A 15,008-nucleotide genomic window follows, 5' to 3' on the forward strand; every position below is an offset into this window, starting at 1 on the left:
TCTGCAACCTGGCGCGAGGTATCGAACAGGCTCATGCTTTTTCTCCGCTGGATGTGGTGGGGGCGGCCTGCCGTTCAGGTGCATGCAGGACCGCCAGGGCCAGCAAGGCATCGCTGGTGCGCTTGAGGAACGAGGCCTTGCCCTCCCCTTCCTGCAAAGCCACCGGCTGACCGATATTCACATGGCACAGCAAGGGCACCGGAATCAGCTTGCCCTTGGGCAGCACCCGGTTGATGTTCTCCAGCCAGACCGGAATGAATTCCGTGCCCGGATGGTTGAGCGCCAGGTGGTAAATGCCGCTCTTGAACGGCTGCATCACGATGTCGTCATCCATCTTGCGCGTGCCTTCGGGAAAGATGATCAGCGACTCGCCGCGCATCAGCGCCTCGCCCATGGCGTCGATGGCCGCGCGCGGATCGTGTCCTTGCCGGTCGATCAGCAGGCCGTTGAACACCTTGTGCATCAGAAAGCGCCGCAGCGCTCCCTTGCCCCAGTAGTCGGCCCCTGCCACCGGGCGCACCTTCAGGCGCCAGCGCTTGGGCAGGGCCGCCCACACCAGCACGAAATCGCCGTGGCTGTTGTGGTTGGCGTAGTACACCTTGCCGCGCGGCGAAAACGCCAGTTCGTGCGGGCGCTTGGGCGTCACGCCCGTCACCAGCGAAGCGAAGAAGATCAGAACGGTATCGATGATCCGTACCAGCAGGTTTTGCAGGAGCTCCATGGCGACTGCCTTTCCGTGAAAAATCGGGATGCTGTCTCAGGCCAGTCCGCGTTGCAGGCGTCGCCAGCAGGTGAAGGCCAGCAGCGCCGCCAGCACCCACATGAAGGGCAGACTCCAGGCACCCAGGCTGCCTGTCACGGCATACCACAGCCCCAGCGCGCCAAACACGAACGCGCGATCGCTCTTGCCCACCGGTCCGTCATAGCGCCTGCCGTTGCCGTGCACCTGACCCAGGATGCCCACGGTTTCCGTCAGCGCGGCCAGAAAGATCACCACCCCCACCGCCAGTGCGCCCTGCGGCACCAGCAGGGCAAACGGCAGATACAGCATGGCGTCGGCCACGATGTCGGTCACCTCGTTCAGATAGCCGCCCAGCCGCGATTGCTGGCCGAACTCACGCGCCAGCATGCCGTCAATGGCATTGAGCGCCATGCGCAGGAAGAACCACAAGGGAAGCAGATAAAACAGCGCCGCCCGTTCCGTAAACAGGTACAGGGCCAGCCCCAGCAGCATGGACAGCGCGCAGGCCAGCAACGTGACCTGATTGGCCGTGATGCCGGCCGCATGCAGGCCGCGCACCATGGGGCGCAGCAGGTTCTGGAACTTGGGCTTGAGGGCGTAGATGCTCATGATCACGGGATCACGCAACCACCCGGGTAGATGGATGGGCGTGGAGAATGCAATGCGCAAGCAGCGATCCGCTTCCCCTTTCAAACCCTTCCACGGGGAATGAAAAGCAGGAAAGATTGCGAGAATCTGCCGCTTGTCAGAATTTGATTTACAAAACCCGGGATATTACACGATGCCGACCTGCTTTCAGACCAGAAAGGCGTCGTACCCCGTCTTGAGAACCAGCGCCAGCACCACCACGATGAAGGCCTTGCGCACAAAGCCCGCGCCATGGCGCAGCGCCAGCCACGAACCTAGAAAACTCCCTGCCACATTGGCGACCGCCATCGCCAGCCCCAGCTGCCACCAGACATGGCCCTTGCTGGCAAACAGCGCAATGGCAGCGATGTTCGTGCTCACGTTGATCAGCTTGGCCCCGGCCGAGGCATGCAGGAAGTCGTAGCCCAGCACGCGCACCAGCAGGAACACCAGGAAGCTGCCCGTGCCCGGCCCGAAGAAGCCATCGTAGATCCCTAGCCCCAGTCCGATCAGGCTGGCAGCCAGGATTTCATGCCTGCCGCCCCAACGCGGCTGATGCCGGGTGCCCAGGTCCTTGCGCGCCAGCGTGTAGAACAGGATGGCCACCAGCACCAGCGGCAGCGCCTTGCGCAGCAGCTCGGGCGACACCATGGTCACCGCCCAGGCCCCCACCCACGAGCCGGCAAAGCCCGCAGCAGCAGCCGGCAGCATCGCCTGCCAGGGCATGGTCACGCGCCGGGCAAAACGCCAGGTGGCAAAGCTGGTGCCCCATACCGAGGCCGACTTGTTGGTGCCCAGCAGCGTGGCCGGCACGGCGTTGGGAAAGGTGGCAAACAGGGCCGGCAGCAGGATCAGCCCGCCGCCGCCCACGATGGCATCCACGCAGCCGGCAAACAGCGAGGCGGTTATGACGATGAACCAATCCATCAGCGGCCTTCACTCAGCAGAAACAGAAACAGCCCCGCGAACGGGGCTGTGAGGCAGGCCATGGTCAGACCACGGCGCCGGCGTTTTCGTCGGTCGGGTCGTTTTCCTTGCGCGTCGGGCCCTTGATCAGGTCCTCGCGCTTGATGCCGAGCCACATCGCAATGGCTGCTGCCACGAACACCGAGGAGTAAATGCCGAACAAAATGCCGATGGTCAGCGCCACGGCAAAGTAGTGCAGCGTCTCGCCCCCGAAGATCAGCATGGACAGCACCATCAGCTGCGTCGAGCCGTGCGTGATGATGGTCCGGCTGATGGTGCTGGTGATGGCGTGGTTGATCACCTCCTGCGTGTTCAGCTTGCGGTAGCGGCGGAAGGTTTCACGGATCCGGTCGAAAATGATCACCGACTCGTTCACCGAATAGCCCAGCACCGCCAGCACCGCCGCCAGCACCGCCAGCGAGAATTCCCACTGGAAGAAGGCGAAGAAGCCGAGAATGATGATCACGTCGTGCAGGTTGGCGATGATGGCCGAGACCGCGTACTTCCACTCGAAGCGGATCGCCAGGTAGAGGATGATGCCGCCGATCACGAAGGCCAGCGCCTTCAGGCCGTTGGTCACCAGCTCCTGCCCCACCTGCGGGCCGACGAATTCCACGCGGCGCAGCGCCACGTCCGGGCTGGCCGCCTTGAGTTCGGCCATCACCTTCTCGCTCTGTTCGGCCGAGGTCACGCCCTGCTTGAGCGGCAGGCGGATCATCACGTCGCGCGAGGAGCCGAAGTTCTGCACCAGCACGTCCTGGTAGCCGAGCTTGGACACCGAGGCACGCACTTTCTCGATCTGCGCCGGCTGGCTGTAGGCCACTTCCATCACGGTACCGCCGGTGAACTCTACCGACAGGTGCAGGCCGCGCGTAACCAGGAAGAACACCGCCAGCGCAAACGTCACCACGGAGATGATGTTGAACACCAGCGCATGGCGCATGAAGGGGATGTCTTTTTTGATGCGGAAGAATTCCATGGCCGCTTACTCCTTGCCCACGCGCTTGTCCATCACCGAAGCCAGCGAGGCCGTCGGGCCGGTGGCACCGGCTTTCCACACCGTGCCGATCGACACGCTCTTGAGCTTGCGCTGGCGGCCATACCAGAGGTTGACCAGCCCGCGCGAGAAGAACACCGAGGAGAACATCGAGGTGACGATGCCCAGGCAGTGCACCACGGCAAAACCGCGCACCGGGCCGGTACCCCAGGCCAGCAGCGCCAGGCCGGCGATCAGCGAGGTGACGTTGGAGTCCAGAATCGTGGCCCAGGCGTGGTCGTAGCCGGCATGAATGGCCGCCTGCGGCGACACCCCGTTGCGCAGCTCCTCGCGCACGCGCTCGTTGATCAGCACGTTCGAGTCGATCGCCATGCCCAGTGCCAGCGCCATGGCCGCCATGCCCGGAAGCGTCAGCGTGGCCTGCAGCATGGACAGCACCGCCACCAGCAGCAGCAAGTTCAGGCCCAGCGCCAGCGCGGAGAACACGCCGAACAGGTGGTAGTACAGAATCATGAACAGCACCACGCCCAGGAAGCCCCAGGTCACGCTCTTGAAGCCCTTGGCGATGTTCTCGGCACCCAGGCTAGGGCCGATGGTGCGCTCTTCCACGATTTCCATCGGCGCCGCCAGCGAGCCGGCGCGCAGCAGCAGCGCGGTATCGGCCGCTTCCTGCGTGGTCATGCGGCCGCTGATCTGCACGCGGCCGCCGCCGATCTCGCTGCGGATCACCGGCGCCGTCACGACCTCGCCCTTGCCCTTTTCGAACAGCAGGATGGCCATGCGCTTGCCGACGTTGTCGCGCGTGATGTTCTTGAAGATGGTCGAGCCCTTGCCGTCCAGCGTCAGGTTGACCGTGGGCTCCTGCGTCTGGCTGTCGAAGCCGGGCTGGGCATCGGTCAGGTTCTCGCCGGTCAGGATGACCTGCTTCTTGACGATCTCGGTGCGGCCTTCGCGATCCGGGAATTTCTCGGCGCCGAAGGGCACAGGGCCGTTGCCCGCAGCGGCAGCGGCCGCCTCGGTGCTGTCATCGACCATGCGCACTTCCAGCGTGGCCGTGCGGCCCAGGATTTCCTTGGCCTTGGCCGTGTCCTGCACGCCGGGCAGCTGCACCACCACGCGGTCCAGGCCCTGCTGCTGGATCACCGGCTCGGCCACGCCCAGCTCGTTGATGCGGTTGTGCAGCGTCAGGATGTTCTGCTTGAGTGCCTGCTCCTGGAACTTGACCAGGGACGGCGGCTTGTAGCTGGTGACCAGTTTCGTGTCGGTCTGCACCACATCCATCTCGGGCATGGTGTCCTGGATGGCGTAGCGCGCCTTCTCGGCAGTGGCCGCATCGGCAAAGGTTGTTTCGACCGTGTCACCCACGCGGGCGATGTCCTCGTAGCGCAGCGTCTTCTCGCGCATCAGCGTGCGCACGTCGCCGGCGATGGCATCCAGACGCTTGGTCACGGCCGTCTTCATGTCGACCTGCAGCATGAAGTGCACGCCGCCGCGCAGGTCCAGACCCAGGTACATGGGGGCGGCATGCAGCGCTGTCAGCCACTCGGGCGAGCGCGACACCAGGTTCAGCGCCACGGTGTAGGAGGGGTTGGCCGGATCGGGGTTGAGCGCTTTCTCGACCACGTCACGCGCCTTGATCTGCGTGTCGGTGCTGTTGAAGCGCACCTTGAGCGAATTCTGCTCGAGCGCGTTCAGGTCGGGCGTGAGCTGGGCGGCGGCCAGGGCAGCGGTTACCTGCTGCTGCACATTGGCATCGACCTTGGCGACCGACTTGGCGGGCGACACCTGCACGGCCGGCGCCTCGCCGAAAAAGTTGGGCAGGGTGTAGATCAACCCCACCAGCAGGGCCACCAGCATGATGGCGTGTTTCCAGACCGGGTAACGGTTCATGGCTTGCGTCTTTCAACAAACGGCAGGCCGGACACCGCGGTCCGCACCTGCCGGGAGCGCCCGGCCACACGACCCGGCGCCATTCGCGGGAAATTACTTGATGGTGCCCTTGGGCAGGACCTGCACCACGGCAGACTTCTGCAGCTGCACTTCGACGCCGTTGGCCACCTGCACGTCGACATTGCCTTCGCGCACGCGCGTGACCTTGCCGAGAATGCCGCCGGCCGTCACGACTTCGTCGCCGGCTGCCAGGGCTTCGACCATGGCGCGATGTTCCTTCTGCTTCTTCATCTGCGGACGGATCATCACGAAGTACAGCACGGCGAACATCGCGATCATCGGCAGGAAGGACATGATGGACGACATCGGATCGCCGGAGGCGCCGCCGGCGGCCTGGGCGTAGGCATTGGAAATGAACACGGATTGGACTCCTGTTAGGGGGTGAATTGGCACGGTGGCGGCACAGGCTGCGCCCCGACCGCGTCCTGGGTCAACGAACTATTGTAATTGGTGCGCCGCACACGCGCATGGAAAGCCGCTAGCGCTGCTCATGCTCCCACTGCCGGTATTCGAGCGGATAGACCTCGCGGAAGTGGGCCTGCGCCTCGTCGGCCTCGGCATCGCGCCCGAGCAGGCGCAGCGCCTCGATGATGCGCTGGACCACGCGCGCCTCCGGGCTGAAGTGCATCAGCCGCCGTGCTTCCGCCAGCTGGACCTCGGCATTCTGTTCGGTGAGCGGGATGGTGCTGATGCCGGCAAAGCGCACCGCGTTCTGGTACAGCGGCGTGCGGCTGGCCTGCGCGTGCGTGTTGCTGGCAAACGGCCAGACGCGCTCCTCGGGCGCAGTGTAGAGCTGGGTCACGCGCACGAAGTCGAAGCTGGCATAGAACAGGCCCAGCAGCATCAGCACGGCCACCAGATGTTGCCCCCTGAGCCAGTAGCGCGTCTGCTCCTCCGCCTGTCTTGCGGAGCCAGTGCCGGCGCCGGCCCACAACACCCCCAGCGCCAGCCCGCAGGCCAGCTGGAACGGCGCATACCAGAGCGGGTATTCGAGCAGGCTGTGCACGGCGATGGCCGCCAGCACGCCCCACGCCAGCTGGCGTGCAGGCGAGTTTTCGGCCCAGGGACGTGCACGCAGGGCCCAGAACAGCACCACCGCGCAGAACAGCACGGCCACCGGCACCCCCAGTTCCACCGCCAGGTGCAGCGGCAGGTTGTGGGCGTTGTCCAGCATGTCGCAAAAGCGCATGCCGGGATAGCTGGCCTGGTAATGGGCGTAATCCAGCTCGCCCCAGCCCCAGCCGGTGAGCGGCTTCTGCGCGATCAGCTGCAGCACGTTGCCCCAGAGCACGGTGCGGCTGATGCAGGCGCGACTGTCCTTGCCCTCCAGCCGCAGCAGGATGTCGGTCATGCCGGCCAGATGCGGCATTACGTAGCCCGCCGCCAGATAGCACAGCACCAGCGCCACCAGCCACAGCAGCACGGCAGTGCGCGAAGGCTGCCCGGCATGGCGCGCGGCGGGCGGACGGCGCAAGTCCCACCAGGCCAGCAGCACCAGCAGCACGGCCAGTTGCACCAGCCCGGTGCGCGACAGTGTCAGCGCCATGCAGATCGCCAGCGGCAGCATCAGCAGCCAGGCCAGCAGCGTGCCCGCATGGCGCCCCAGCCAGCGCCCGGCCAGCTGCTGCAGCGCGCCGCACTGCCACAGGTACCAGAGCGACCAGAGCGCGATATTCATCAGGGTGGCGTACTGGTTGCGCTGGCGCAGGTTGCCATAGACCTGCCCCACGGTCGCGTGGTTGACCAGCTCTCCCAGCCAGGCGGTGTGCTGGAAATACTGCAGCAGGCCGATGCCGGCATTGAGCAGTCCGGCCAGCAGCCAGGCCCAGGCGATCAGGCGCACGCCACCGGCCAGCGGCAGGGCACAGCCTTCTGACGCTGCGGCGTGGTCATCCTGTGCCATGCGCGCGCCCACCGCAGCGGCGGCGCCGATCATGAGCACGCCAAGGGCCAGCAACTGCCAGGCCCGGTCGAACAGCAGGCCTCCCAGGGCGGCCACCAGCACGAAGGCGCTGGCATACACCGCCATGGCATTGCCACGCCATGCGGGGAAGGCGAGGAACAGCAGGCTGATGCACATCCATCCGGTCAGCAGCGGGATGGCGGGCGTCATGGCACCGCCGGCGACCGGATTGAGCCAGGGAATGCTGGCACAGATCAAGAAAAACGCCGCATGAAAGGCGGCGTTGCTGGTCTCCGGGACCGGCCGGGAAAGGGAGCGTTCAGAAACGGTAGACATGCGGGCCACGGACTAGTTCGGAGCAGTCCGCATTATGCCGCGCGCGCTCCGGTTTGCCCATGGCCTGTTCAGCGGCACTGCGCCGGCAGCAGTTCCGCGCGCACGGCGTTGTCCGGCGGGGACACCTGGTCGGCCGCCGCCATGCCGCTGGCCACGGTGTTGGTCTGGCCCACGCAGGCCCAGTCGATGGCGCCGCTGCTGCCATCGGCCAGCGCGGTGGCCAGGGGCGTTGCCGCACCGGCCTCGGCTCCTGCACGCACCAGCGGCACCAGCTGCACGCGGTTGTTGCTGCCAACCCCTGCGGCCTCGCGGTAGACCACGGTGATGATGCCGCTGCTGGCACCGTCGAGCTGCGCGCAGTCGGCATTGCCGATGCAGACACGCTCCACATACTTGGCATTGGCACCGGTTTCGCCAGCCTGCTGGTTCCAGCTGTTGCTCACGCGCGTCAGGTCGTCCTGCGAACTGGCGCCCTCGGACGCAATGCGCTGCTTGGCCGCCTCGGCCAGAGCCAGCCCTTCGGTGATGCGGGTGCGGCTCACATGGTCCTGGTAGGACGACAGCGCCAGCGTGGCGGCAATGCCCACGATGGCAACCACCACCATCAGTTCGATCAAGGTAAATCCGCGTTGGCGATTCTTTGCGTGCATGCACAGGCTCCTGCCGGAAGCCCGCCGGCCGCCGTCTGCTGCCACGCTTCTTCCGGAAAACTAGATATTTAGTACTATATCATTATCTATGCCGGATGCAGGCACTCCGTTAAAGCGGAAAGTCTGTCCTTGCTGCAGCAGGTGCAGACGGCACTGCTTGCGCCCTGCAACTTCGCGCAGCGGCTCCAGCTCGCGCAGGATGGCGTTCTGGTCGCCGGGCTTGATATGGCTCAGGAACAGTTCCAGCGCCCCTGCATCGAGCGCCTCCAGATCCTCGGCCAGCGCTGCCGCCGTCAGGTGCCCGCTCAGATCGGCAAAGGACTGGTCGGCATTGGAAAACGTGGTTTCCGTCACCAGCCAGCGCACCGGCGTGCCTGCCGCACGCAAGGCGTTGAGGCGCTGCCACAGTGCGGGGTTGCGTCCGGTATCCCCGGTAAAGGCCCAGTGCGCTCCGCCATGCGAGACCGCATAGCCCACGGCAGGCACCGAATGCAAGGCCGGCAGCACCTCGATCACCCGCCCCTGGCTCCACTCCAGCCGCTCGCCCGTGCGTACCGGCACCAGGGTGATGGCGGGTTGCGCGGGCGTCGGCAGCACGGTGAAGTCGGGCCAGATCTGCTGGTTGAACAGGTGTTCGTGCATGGCCTTCAATACTTCGGGCAGCGCGTACACGCGGATCGGCCCGCGTCCCTGCTGCATGCGCTGACGCACCGCCGTATCGGCGAGCAGCGGCAGCGCGGCGATATGGTCCAGGTGCGCATGGGTGATGAAGACATGGTCGATGCGCTGCTGCACCGACAGGGGCAAATCGAACAGGCCGGTGCCGGCATCGATCAGCGTGTCGTCATCAATCAGGAAGCAGGTCGTCCGCGCCCGGACATCCATGCCGCCAGCGCATCCCAGCACCGTAATCTGCATTTCATGGCCCCATGCATTGCATAATCCACCGCCCTGCTGCCGACGGTAGCGCAGCAGGAGTCAGACGGTCATTTCTGCATTGTCCGTGAGGCCACGCCCGTGCGGCTGTTCCGCCGTCCTGTCATCCTGCCCGATCCGTGAGATATCGCACATCTGCCGGCCTCTTGAGGTCCTGCTGCAGGGTCACGCCATCCCAGTCCGGTGCCGGCGGCTGCTTCAGGAAGGCGTCGATGCGTTCGCGGTACACACCGTACAGCACACGCCCCGGCGCCAGGCCCTGCAGCTTTGCGAGCAGGGTGCTGCAGCGCGGCCAGTCCTGCATGCGGTAGGCCTCGCGGAACTGGTGCCACAGACCCAGTTCGCGTTGCTGATCGGCATCGAGCTGCGCATCTTCGGTAAAAGGCGCATAGATGTTCGCCGCCTGCGCCTTGCCGCTGACCCGGATGCAATCCAGCCACTGCCAGTGGCATTGCGCCACCTGCTGCACCGTCTGCTCACCCACCACCATCGGCACGCCATAGATCCCCGCCAGCGGCTCCAGCCGTGCGGCAAGGTTGACCGCATCGCCGATCACCGTATAGCTGCGCCGCATTTCCGAACCCATGTCGCCCACACTCATCATGCCTGTGTTGATGCCGATGCTGGCCCCAAGGGGGGCCAGGCCGGCCGCTTCGCGTTCGGAGTTGAAGCGCTGCAGCATCACGCCCAGTTCGATGCCCGTCTTGACCGCATGCCATGCGTGGTCGGGATCCGCCACGGGTGCGCCCCAGAACACCATCACGCAATCGCCCATGTACTTGTCGATGGTGCCCTGATTCGGCCCGATCACGTCTGCCATGCGGTTGAAGATGTCGTTCAGCAGCGCCTGCAGTGCCTGCGGGTCCATGGATTCGGACAGCGGCGTGAACTGTTCCAGGTCACAGAACATCACCGTCAGCTCGCGCGAGATGGCCTGCGTGGTGTACTGCTCGGGCTGGCTGGCCATGCGCGCGACCAGCTCCGAAGGCACGTAGTGCCCGAACAGTTCCACCAGCTGGCGCTTGGTGCGCCGCTCCACAAAGTACCCCACGCTGGTATGCAGCACGTAGGTGAGCAGGATGGTCAGCAGAATCGAGGCCAGCGGCAGCATCAAGCCCTGTCGCTGGAAGAGTTGCAGGTGGAAAGCCACGAACACGGCCGCCACACCCAGGCTCCAGAGCAGCGCCCCCACCATGCCGACACGCGCCATGACCAGCAACAGCAGGCCGACGGCGACGACCATGGCCACCGTCGCATAGCCGCGACTGTAGTCGGGCGTCTGCAGAAAGTCGCCATCGAGCATGGCAGACAGCACGCTGGCATGCACCTCCACCCCCGGATACGAGGTGGAGACCGGCGTGGCGCGCAGGTCGCGCAGGCCGGGTGCCGTGGTTCCCACAAGAACCAGCTTGTGGCGCAACTCGCCTTCCGCCAGCCTGCCTTCGAGCACGTCACCGGCCGACACATAACGGTAGCGTGCACCGGGCACCCCGCTGCCCTTGCGGAACGGCACCAGGAAACGCCCCCCCACTGCCGTCGGCAGCGTCAGGCTGCGTCCATCCTGCTGCAGCTGCAGGCCGATCATGCGCGCTCGCGACCCCTTCCCCTCCTGCTGCAGGGGCACGATGCGGGCACTGTCCACCTGCATGGCCATCATCAGCATCTCCAGCGCCAGCGCGGGATAGTAGGCCGTCACCCTGTTTTCCACACGGCGGGCCAGCAGCGGAATGCTGCGAAGCACACCGTCACTGTCGATCTCTGCGTTGATGAAGCCGCCGTGACCGACGGCACGCACCAGTTCCGGCAGGTTGCCCGCATAGCCCTGCATCAGCGGCACCCGTGTGAATTCGACCGGCTCGCCCGGCAACTGCTCGACGACCAGGGGCCGCGGCAGGCTCCCGGTTTCCATTACCGGCGGACGGTCCGAATAGTAGTATCCCAGCGCCACGGGCTGGCCGGCCAGCGCTTTCACCAGAAGGCCGTCCCGGTCCAGCCGCGCTTCCAGCTCCTTCACATGCTCCTCGAGCACGGGGCCTGACAGGCGCTGCTCCCGCAGCCAGGTGCCGAGGCGTGCAATGGTATCGTCACGCTCGGGCTCGGCAAACAGCACGTCGTAGCCCACCACCGCCACCTGCTGGCGGTGCAGCAATTCTTCGCTCAGTGTGGCCAGCACGCTGCGCGACCAGGGCCAGCGCCCATACTGCAGCAGGCTGCGTTCGTCGATGTCGACGATGACGATGCGTTCATCCAGCGTGGCCGGTGCCCGGCCATGCATGAGCAGCACGTCATTCACCTGCTGCTCCAGCCGCGTCACCATCCCGTACTGCACGATGCCGATGGCGTGCGGCAGCATCACCAGCAAGGGCAGAAGGCCCAGCAGCACGCGCCGCCAGGCACCCGCCCGCCAGAACTCGAGGCTGCGCATGGCCCAGCGCCTGCCCTGCGACTGTCCGGTTCCGGAAGATGCCTGATGTACCACCCGACGCTGCCCCTGTTGCTGACTCTTTCCCCTTCGAATGTACCGGAATGCAGCGGCCATTCCCGTGCGCACCGTTGCGGCGCGCACAAAAAAACCGCTGCGCCGTGAGGAGCAGCGGTTGGGTGCGCCAGCAGGCATCCGGCCCGCGCGCCCGTACAGGCGCCGCAGACCGGCCGGCTGCGTCAGATCAGAGCAGGCCCTTGAGCAGCTTGCCCATCTCGGACGGGTTGCGCGTGATGGTGAAACCGCACTCTTCCATGATGGCGAGCTTGGCTTCGGCCGTGTCGGCACCGCCGGAGATCAGCGCACCGGCATGGCCCATGCGCTTGCCGGGAGGCGCAGTCACGCCCGCGATGAAGCCGACCACCGGCTTCTTCATGTTTTCCTTGCACCAGTAGGCGGCTTCGGCCTCGTCCGGGCCACCGATTTCGCCGATCATGATCACGGCATCGGTGTCGGGGTCTTCGTTGAACATGCGCATCACGTCGATGTGCTTGAGGCCGTTGATCGGGTCGCCACCGATACCGACGGCGCTGGACTGGCCGATGCCCAGTTCGGACAGCTGTGCCACGGCTTCATAGGTCAGCGTGCCGGAACGGCTCACCACGCCCACGCGGCCTTTCTTGTGGATGTGGCCGGGCATGATGCCGATCTTGATTTCATCGGGCGTGATGGTGCCGGGGCAGTTGGGGCCCAGCAGCAGCGTGCGCTTGCCGCCGGCGGCTTCCTTGGCCTTCATCTTGTTGCGCACTTCCAGCATGTCGCGGATCGGGATGCCTTCGGTGATGCAGATGGCCAGGTCCAGGTCGGCTTCAACGGCTTCCCAGATGGCGGCGGCAGCGCCTGCCGGCGGCACGTAGATCACGGAAACGGTAGCGCCGGTCTGCTTGGCAGCTTCGCTCACGTTGGCGTAGATCGGGATGCCTTCGAAGTCTTCGCCGGCCTTCTTGGGGTTGACGCCAGCCACGAAGCAGTTCTTGCCGTTTGCGTAGTCGCGGCACATGCGGGTGTGGAACTGGCCGGTCTTGCCAGTGATGCCCTGGGTAATGACCTTGGTGTCTTTGTTGATCAGGATGCTCATGAATGGGGCTCCGGAATGGGTTTCGGGAAGGCTCAGGCCTTGTTGACTTCGGCCACGACCTTCTCGGCGGCTTCGGCCATGGTGTTGGCGGTGATGATCGGCAGACCGGATTCGGCCAGGATCTTCTTGCCGGCGTCTTCGTTGGTGCCCTTCATGCGGACCACCAGCGGCACGGACAGGCCGACCGCCTTGGAAGCAGCCACCACGCCTTCGGCAATGGTGTCGCACTTCATGATGCCGCCGAAGATGTTGACCAGGATGGCCTTCACGTTCTTGTTCTTCAGCATGATCTTGAAGGCTTCGGTCACCTTCTCGGTGGTGGCACCGCCGCCCACGTCGAGGAAGTTGGCCGGCTCGCCGCCGTACAGCTTGATGGTGTCCATGGTGGACATGGCCAGGCCGGCGCCGTTCACCAGGCAGCCGATGTTGCCGTCCAGGCTGATGTAGGCCAGGTCGAACTTGGAAGCCTCGACTTCAGCCGGGTCCTCTTCGTCCAGATCGCGGTAGGCGACGATCTCGGGATGACGGAACAGGGCGTTGCTGTCGAAGTTGAACTTGGCGTCCAGGGCGATGATGTTGCCCTTGCTGTCACGGTTCAGCGGGTTGATCTCGACCAGGGACGCGTCGGTGTCCATGTAGCACTTGTACAGCTTCTGGCAGACGTCGATGAACTGCGCCTTGGAGTCTTCGGGCATGCCCACGCCCTTGGCCAGCTCCTCGCCCTGCTCGGCGGTCAGGCCGGTAGCGGGATCGACGAACACCTTGATGATCTTCTCGGGGGTGGAGTGGGCCACTTCCTCGATGTCCATGCCGCCTTCGCTGGAAGCGATGAAGGCCACCTTCTGGGTGCCGCGGTCGGTCACGCAGGACAGGTAGTATTCCTTCTGGATGTCGGCGCCTTCTTCAATATACAGGCGACGGACCTTCTGGCCTTCGGGGCCGGTCTGGTGCGTCTTGAGCTGCATGCCCAGGATGTCGCCGGCCAGGGCCTTGACGTCGTCGATGGACTTGGCAACCTTCACGCCGCCGCCCTTGCCACGGCCGCCCGCATGGATCTGAGCCTTCACCACCCACACCGGGCCACCCAGCTTCTGGGCCGCTTCAACGGCTTCCTGAACGGTAAATGCGGGAATGCCGCGCGGTACGGGCACTCCGAACTGACGCAAGATCTCCTTGCCTTGGTACTCATGAATCTTCATGCGGTATCTCTCTTGTGAGTGGAAAATGAGCCCGTGAACCGGCCTGTAGGCGACTGTACGGGACGGAAAAAATCCGGCGATAAATGTATCATGTACTACTTACAGCCAGCTTATTCAGCCTAGCAGCTTTCTAGAGGAAAACCCTAATGACCGTGCACAAAATTTTCATCGATGGCGAGGCCGGAACCACCGGTCTGCAGATTCGCGAACGCCTGGCGAACATGCCCGGCATCGAGGTCGTCAGTATCGATCCGGCGCTGCGCAAGGACCCGACCGCCAAGCAGAAGCTGATGGGCGAAGTGGATGTGGTGATCCTGTGCCTGCACGACGATGCGGCACGGGAGTCGGTGGCGCTGATCGACGCCCTGCCCGGCCGCAAGCCGCGCATCATCGATGCGTCCACCGCGCATCGCGTGGATCCGAACTGGGTGTACGGTTTTCCGGAGCTGAACGCCGAGCAGGCCGAGGCGATCCGCAAGGCAGAGCGCGTGGCCAACCCGGGCTGCTATGCCACCGGCGCCATCGCCCTGCTGCGCCCGCTGGTGGATGCCGGCGTGCTGCCGACCGACTATCCGGTGGCGCTGCCCTCGGTGAGCGGCTACAGCGGTGGCGGCCGCCAGATGATCGAGGCCTACGAGGCCGGCGGCGCGCCGCCGTTCGAGCTGTACGCGCTGGGCCTGTCGCACAAGCACATTCCGGAAATCATGGCCTACAGCGGCCTCACGCGCAAGCCGATCTTCGTGCCCAGCGTGGGCAATTTCGACCAGGGCATGCTGGTGCAACTCCCGCTGCACTTCGATCTGCTCAAGGGTGAGCAGACGGTGGAGCATCTGCACGCCGTGTACCGCCGCCACTATGACGGCAGCCAGTACGTGACGGCGCCGGATCCAACGTCCGACAACAAGCTCGATGCCGTGGCCCTGAAAGACACCAACAACCTGGAAATCCGGGTCTATGGCAACGATGGCGCGCAGCAGGCGGTGGCCGTGGCACGTCTGGACAACCTGGGCAAGGGCGCCAGCGGCGCGGCGGTGCAGAATCTGCAGCTGATGCTGGGGCTGTAAGCCTGCGTCAGCGGCGCCGACGGCGCTATGCTTGAGGCTGGCGTCTCGTTGTGTCACGGGCGCCCGCTTTTTCTTGCC

At 65.1% G+C, this 15,008-nt stretch carries 13 protein-coding genes; 1 reads left to right on the forward strand and 12 read right to left on the reverse strand.

Features of this window, described 5'->3' with window-relative positions; genetic code table 11:
- Positions 1-31: 31 nt before the first annotated feature.
- The 12 genes from KKQ75_RS09675 to sucC form a co-directional block, all read right to left on the reverse strand.
- On the reverse strand, positions 32-721 hold the full coding sequence (locus tag KKQ75_RS09675) for a lysophospholipid acyltransferase family protein (RefSeq protein WP_213361870.1): 690 nt from the start codon (positions 719-721) through the stop codon (positions 32-34).
- A 36-nt stretch (positions 722-757) separates the two neighbouring features.
- A complete protein-coding gene (locus KKQ75_RS09680) occupies positions 758-1,351 on the reverse strand; it encodes a CDP-alcohol phosphatidyltransferase family protein (protein WP_213361873.1) in 594 nt (197 codons plus the stop codon).
- Between the two features lie 186 nt (positions 1,352-1,537).
- On the reverse strand, positions 1,538-2,296 hold the full coding sequence (locus KKQ75_RS09685) for a sulfite exporter TauE/SafE family protein (RefSeq protein ID WP_213361877.1): 759 nt from the start codon (positions 2,294-2,296) through the stop codon (positions 1,538-1,540).
- Between the two features lie 64 nt (positions 2,297-2,360).
- Entirely contained in the window at positions 2,361-3,314 is a 954-nt protein-coding gene (secF, locus tag KKQ75_RS09690; RefSeq protein WP_213361879.1) for a protein translocase subunit SecF, read from the reverse strand.
- Between the two features lie 6 nt (positions 3,315-3,320).
- Positions 3,321-5,222: a protein translocase subunit SecD gene (gene secD, locus KKQ75_RS09695; protein WP_213361881.1), complete on the reverse strand. Its 1,902-nt coding sequence runs from the start codon at positions 5,220-5,222 to the stop codon at positions 3,321-3,323.
- Positions 5,223-5,315: 93 nt separating this feature from the next.
- Positions 5,316-5,642, reverse strand: a complete 327-nt coding sequence (yajC, locus tag KKQ75_RS09700) for a preprotein translocase subunit YajC (protein WP_213361883.1) — start codon at positions 5,640-5,642, stop codon at positions 5,316-5,318.
- A 118-nt stretch (positions 5,643-5,760) separates the two neighbouring features.
- Complete coding sequence (locus KKQ75_RS09705) at positions 5,761-7,521, reverse strand: PglL family O-oligosaccharyltransferase (RefSeq protein WP_213361884.1); 1,761 nt, start codon at positions 7,519-7,521, stop codon at positions 5,761-5,763.
- Between the two features lie 68 nt (positions 7,522-7,589).
- Entirely contained in the window at positions 7,590-8,171 is a 582-nt protein-coding gene (locus tag KKQ75_RS09710; protein WP_213361887.1) for a pilin, read from the reverse strand.
- Between the two features lie 60 nt (positions 8,172-8,231).
- The gene (locus tag KKQ75_RS09715; protein ID WP_213361889.1) at positions 8,232-9,056 is read right to left on the reverse strand and encodes a 3',5'-cyclic-nucleotide phosphodiesterase; all 825 of its coding nucleotides are present in this window, start codon (positions 9,054-9,056) and stop codon (positions 8,232-8,234) included.
- Positions 9,057-9,210: 154 nt separating this feature from the next.
- Positions 9,211-11,532 (reverse strand): CHASE2 domain-containing protein, encoded by a 2,322-nt coding sequence (locus KKQ75_RS09720; RefSeq protein ID WP_213361891.1) that lies wholly within the window; start codon positions 11,530-11,532, stop codon positions 9,211-9,213.
- A 241-nt stretch (positions 11,533-11,773) separates the two neighbouring features.
- Positions 11,774-12,667, reverse strand: a complete 894-nt coding sequence (sucD, locus tag KKQ75_RS09725) for a succinate--CoA ligase subunit alpha (protein WP_213361896.1) — start codon at positions 12,665-12,667, stop codon at positions 11,774-11,776.
- Between the two features lie 32 nt (positions 12,668-12,699).
- On the reverse strand, positions 12,700-13,866 hold the full coding sequence (gene sucC, locus KKQ75_RS09730; protein ID WP_213361897.1) for an ADP-forming succinate--CoA ligase subunit beta: 1,167 nt from the start codon (positions 13,864-13,866) through the stop codon (positions 12,700-12,702).
- 152 nt (positions 13,867-14,018) lie between these two features.
- Between sucC and argC the strand changes: the two genes are divergently transcribed.
- On the forward strand, positions 14,019-14,930 hold the full coding sequence (gene argC, locus KKQ75_RS09735) for an N-acetyl-gamma-glutamyl-phosphate reductase (RefSeq protein WP_213362760.1): 912 nt from the start codon (positions 14,019-14,021) through the stop codon (positions 14,928-14,930).
- Positions 14,931-15,008: the final 78 nt, after the last annotated feature.

The organism is Brachymonas denitrificans (assembly GCF_907163135.1).
GTDB lineage: Bacteria > Pseudomonadota > Gammaproteobacteria > Burkholderiales > Burkholderiaceae_C > Brachymonas > Brachymonas denitrificans_A.

Excerpts from the sequence above, each read along its gene's own strand:
- KKQ75_RS09675 (WP_213361870.1), bottom strand. The coding sequence starts at position 721 with ATGGAGCTCCTGCAAAACCTGCTGGTACGGATCATCGATACCGTTCTG.
- KKQ75_RS09680 (WP_213361873.1), bottom strand. The coding sequence starts at position 1,351 with ATGAGCATCTACGCCCTCAAGCCCAAGTTCCAGAACCTGCTGCGCCCC.
- KKQ75_RS09685 (WP_213361877.1), bottom strand. The coding sequence starts at position 2,296 with ATGGATTGGTTCATCGTCATAACCGCCTCGCTGTTTGCCGGCTGCGTG.
- secF (WP_213361879.1), bottom strand. The coding sequence starts at position 3,314 with ATGGAATTCTTCCGCATCAAAAAAGACATCCCCTTCATGCGCCATGCG.
- secD (WP_213361881.1), bottom strand. The coding sequence starts at position 5,222 with ATGAACCGTTACCCGGTCTGGAAACACGCCATCATGCTGGTGGCCCTG.
- KKQ75_RS09705 (WP_213361884.1), bottom strand. The coding sequence starts at position 7,521 with ATGTCTACCGTTTCTGAACGCTCCCTTTCCCGGCCGGTCCCGGAGACC.
- KKQ75_RS09710 (WP_213361887.1), bottom strand. The coding sequence starts at position 8,171 with ATGCACGCAAAGAATCGCCAACGCGGATTTACCTTGATCGAACTGATG.
- KKQ75_RS09715 (WP_213361889.1), bottom strand. The coding sequence starts at position 9,056 with ATGGATGTCCGGGCGCGGACGACCTGCTTCCTGATTGATGACGACACG.
- KKQ75_RS09720 (WP_213361891.1), bottom strand. The coding sequence starts at position 11,532 with ATGCGCAGCCTCGAGTTCTGGCGGGCGGGTGCCTGGCGGCGCGTGCTG.
- sucD (WP_213361896.1), bottom strand. The coding sequence starts at position 12,667 with ATGAGCATCCTGATCAACAAAGACACCAAGGTCATTACCCAGGGCATC.
- sucC (WP_213361897.1), bottom strand. The coding sequence starts at position 13,866 with ATGAAGATTCATGAGTACCAAGGCAAGGAGATCTTGCGTCAGTTCGGA.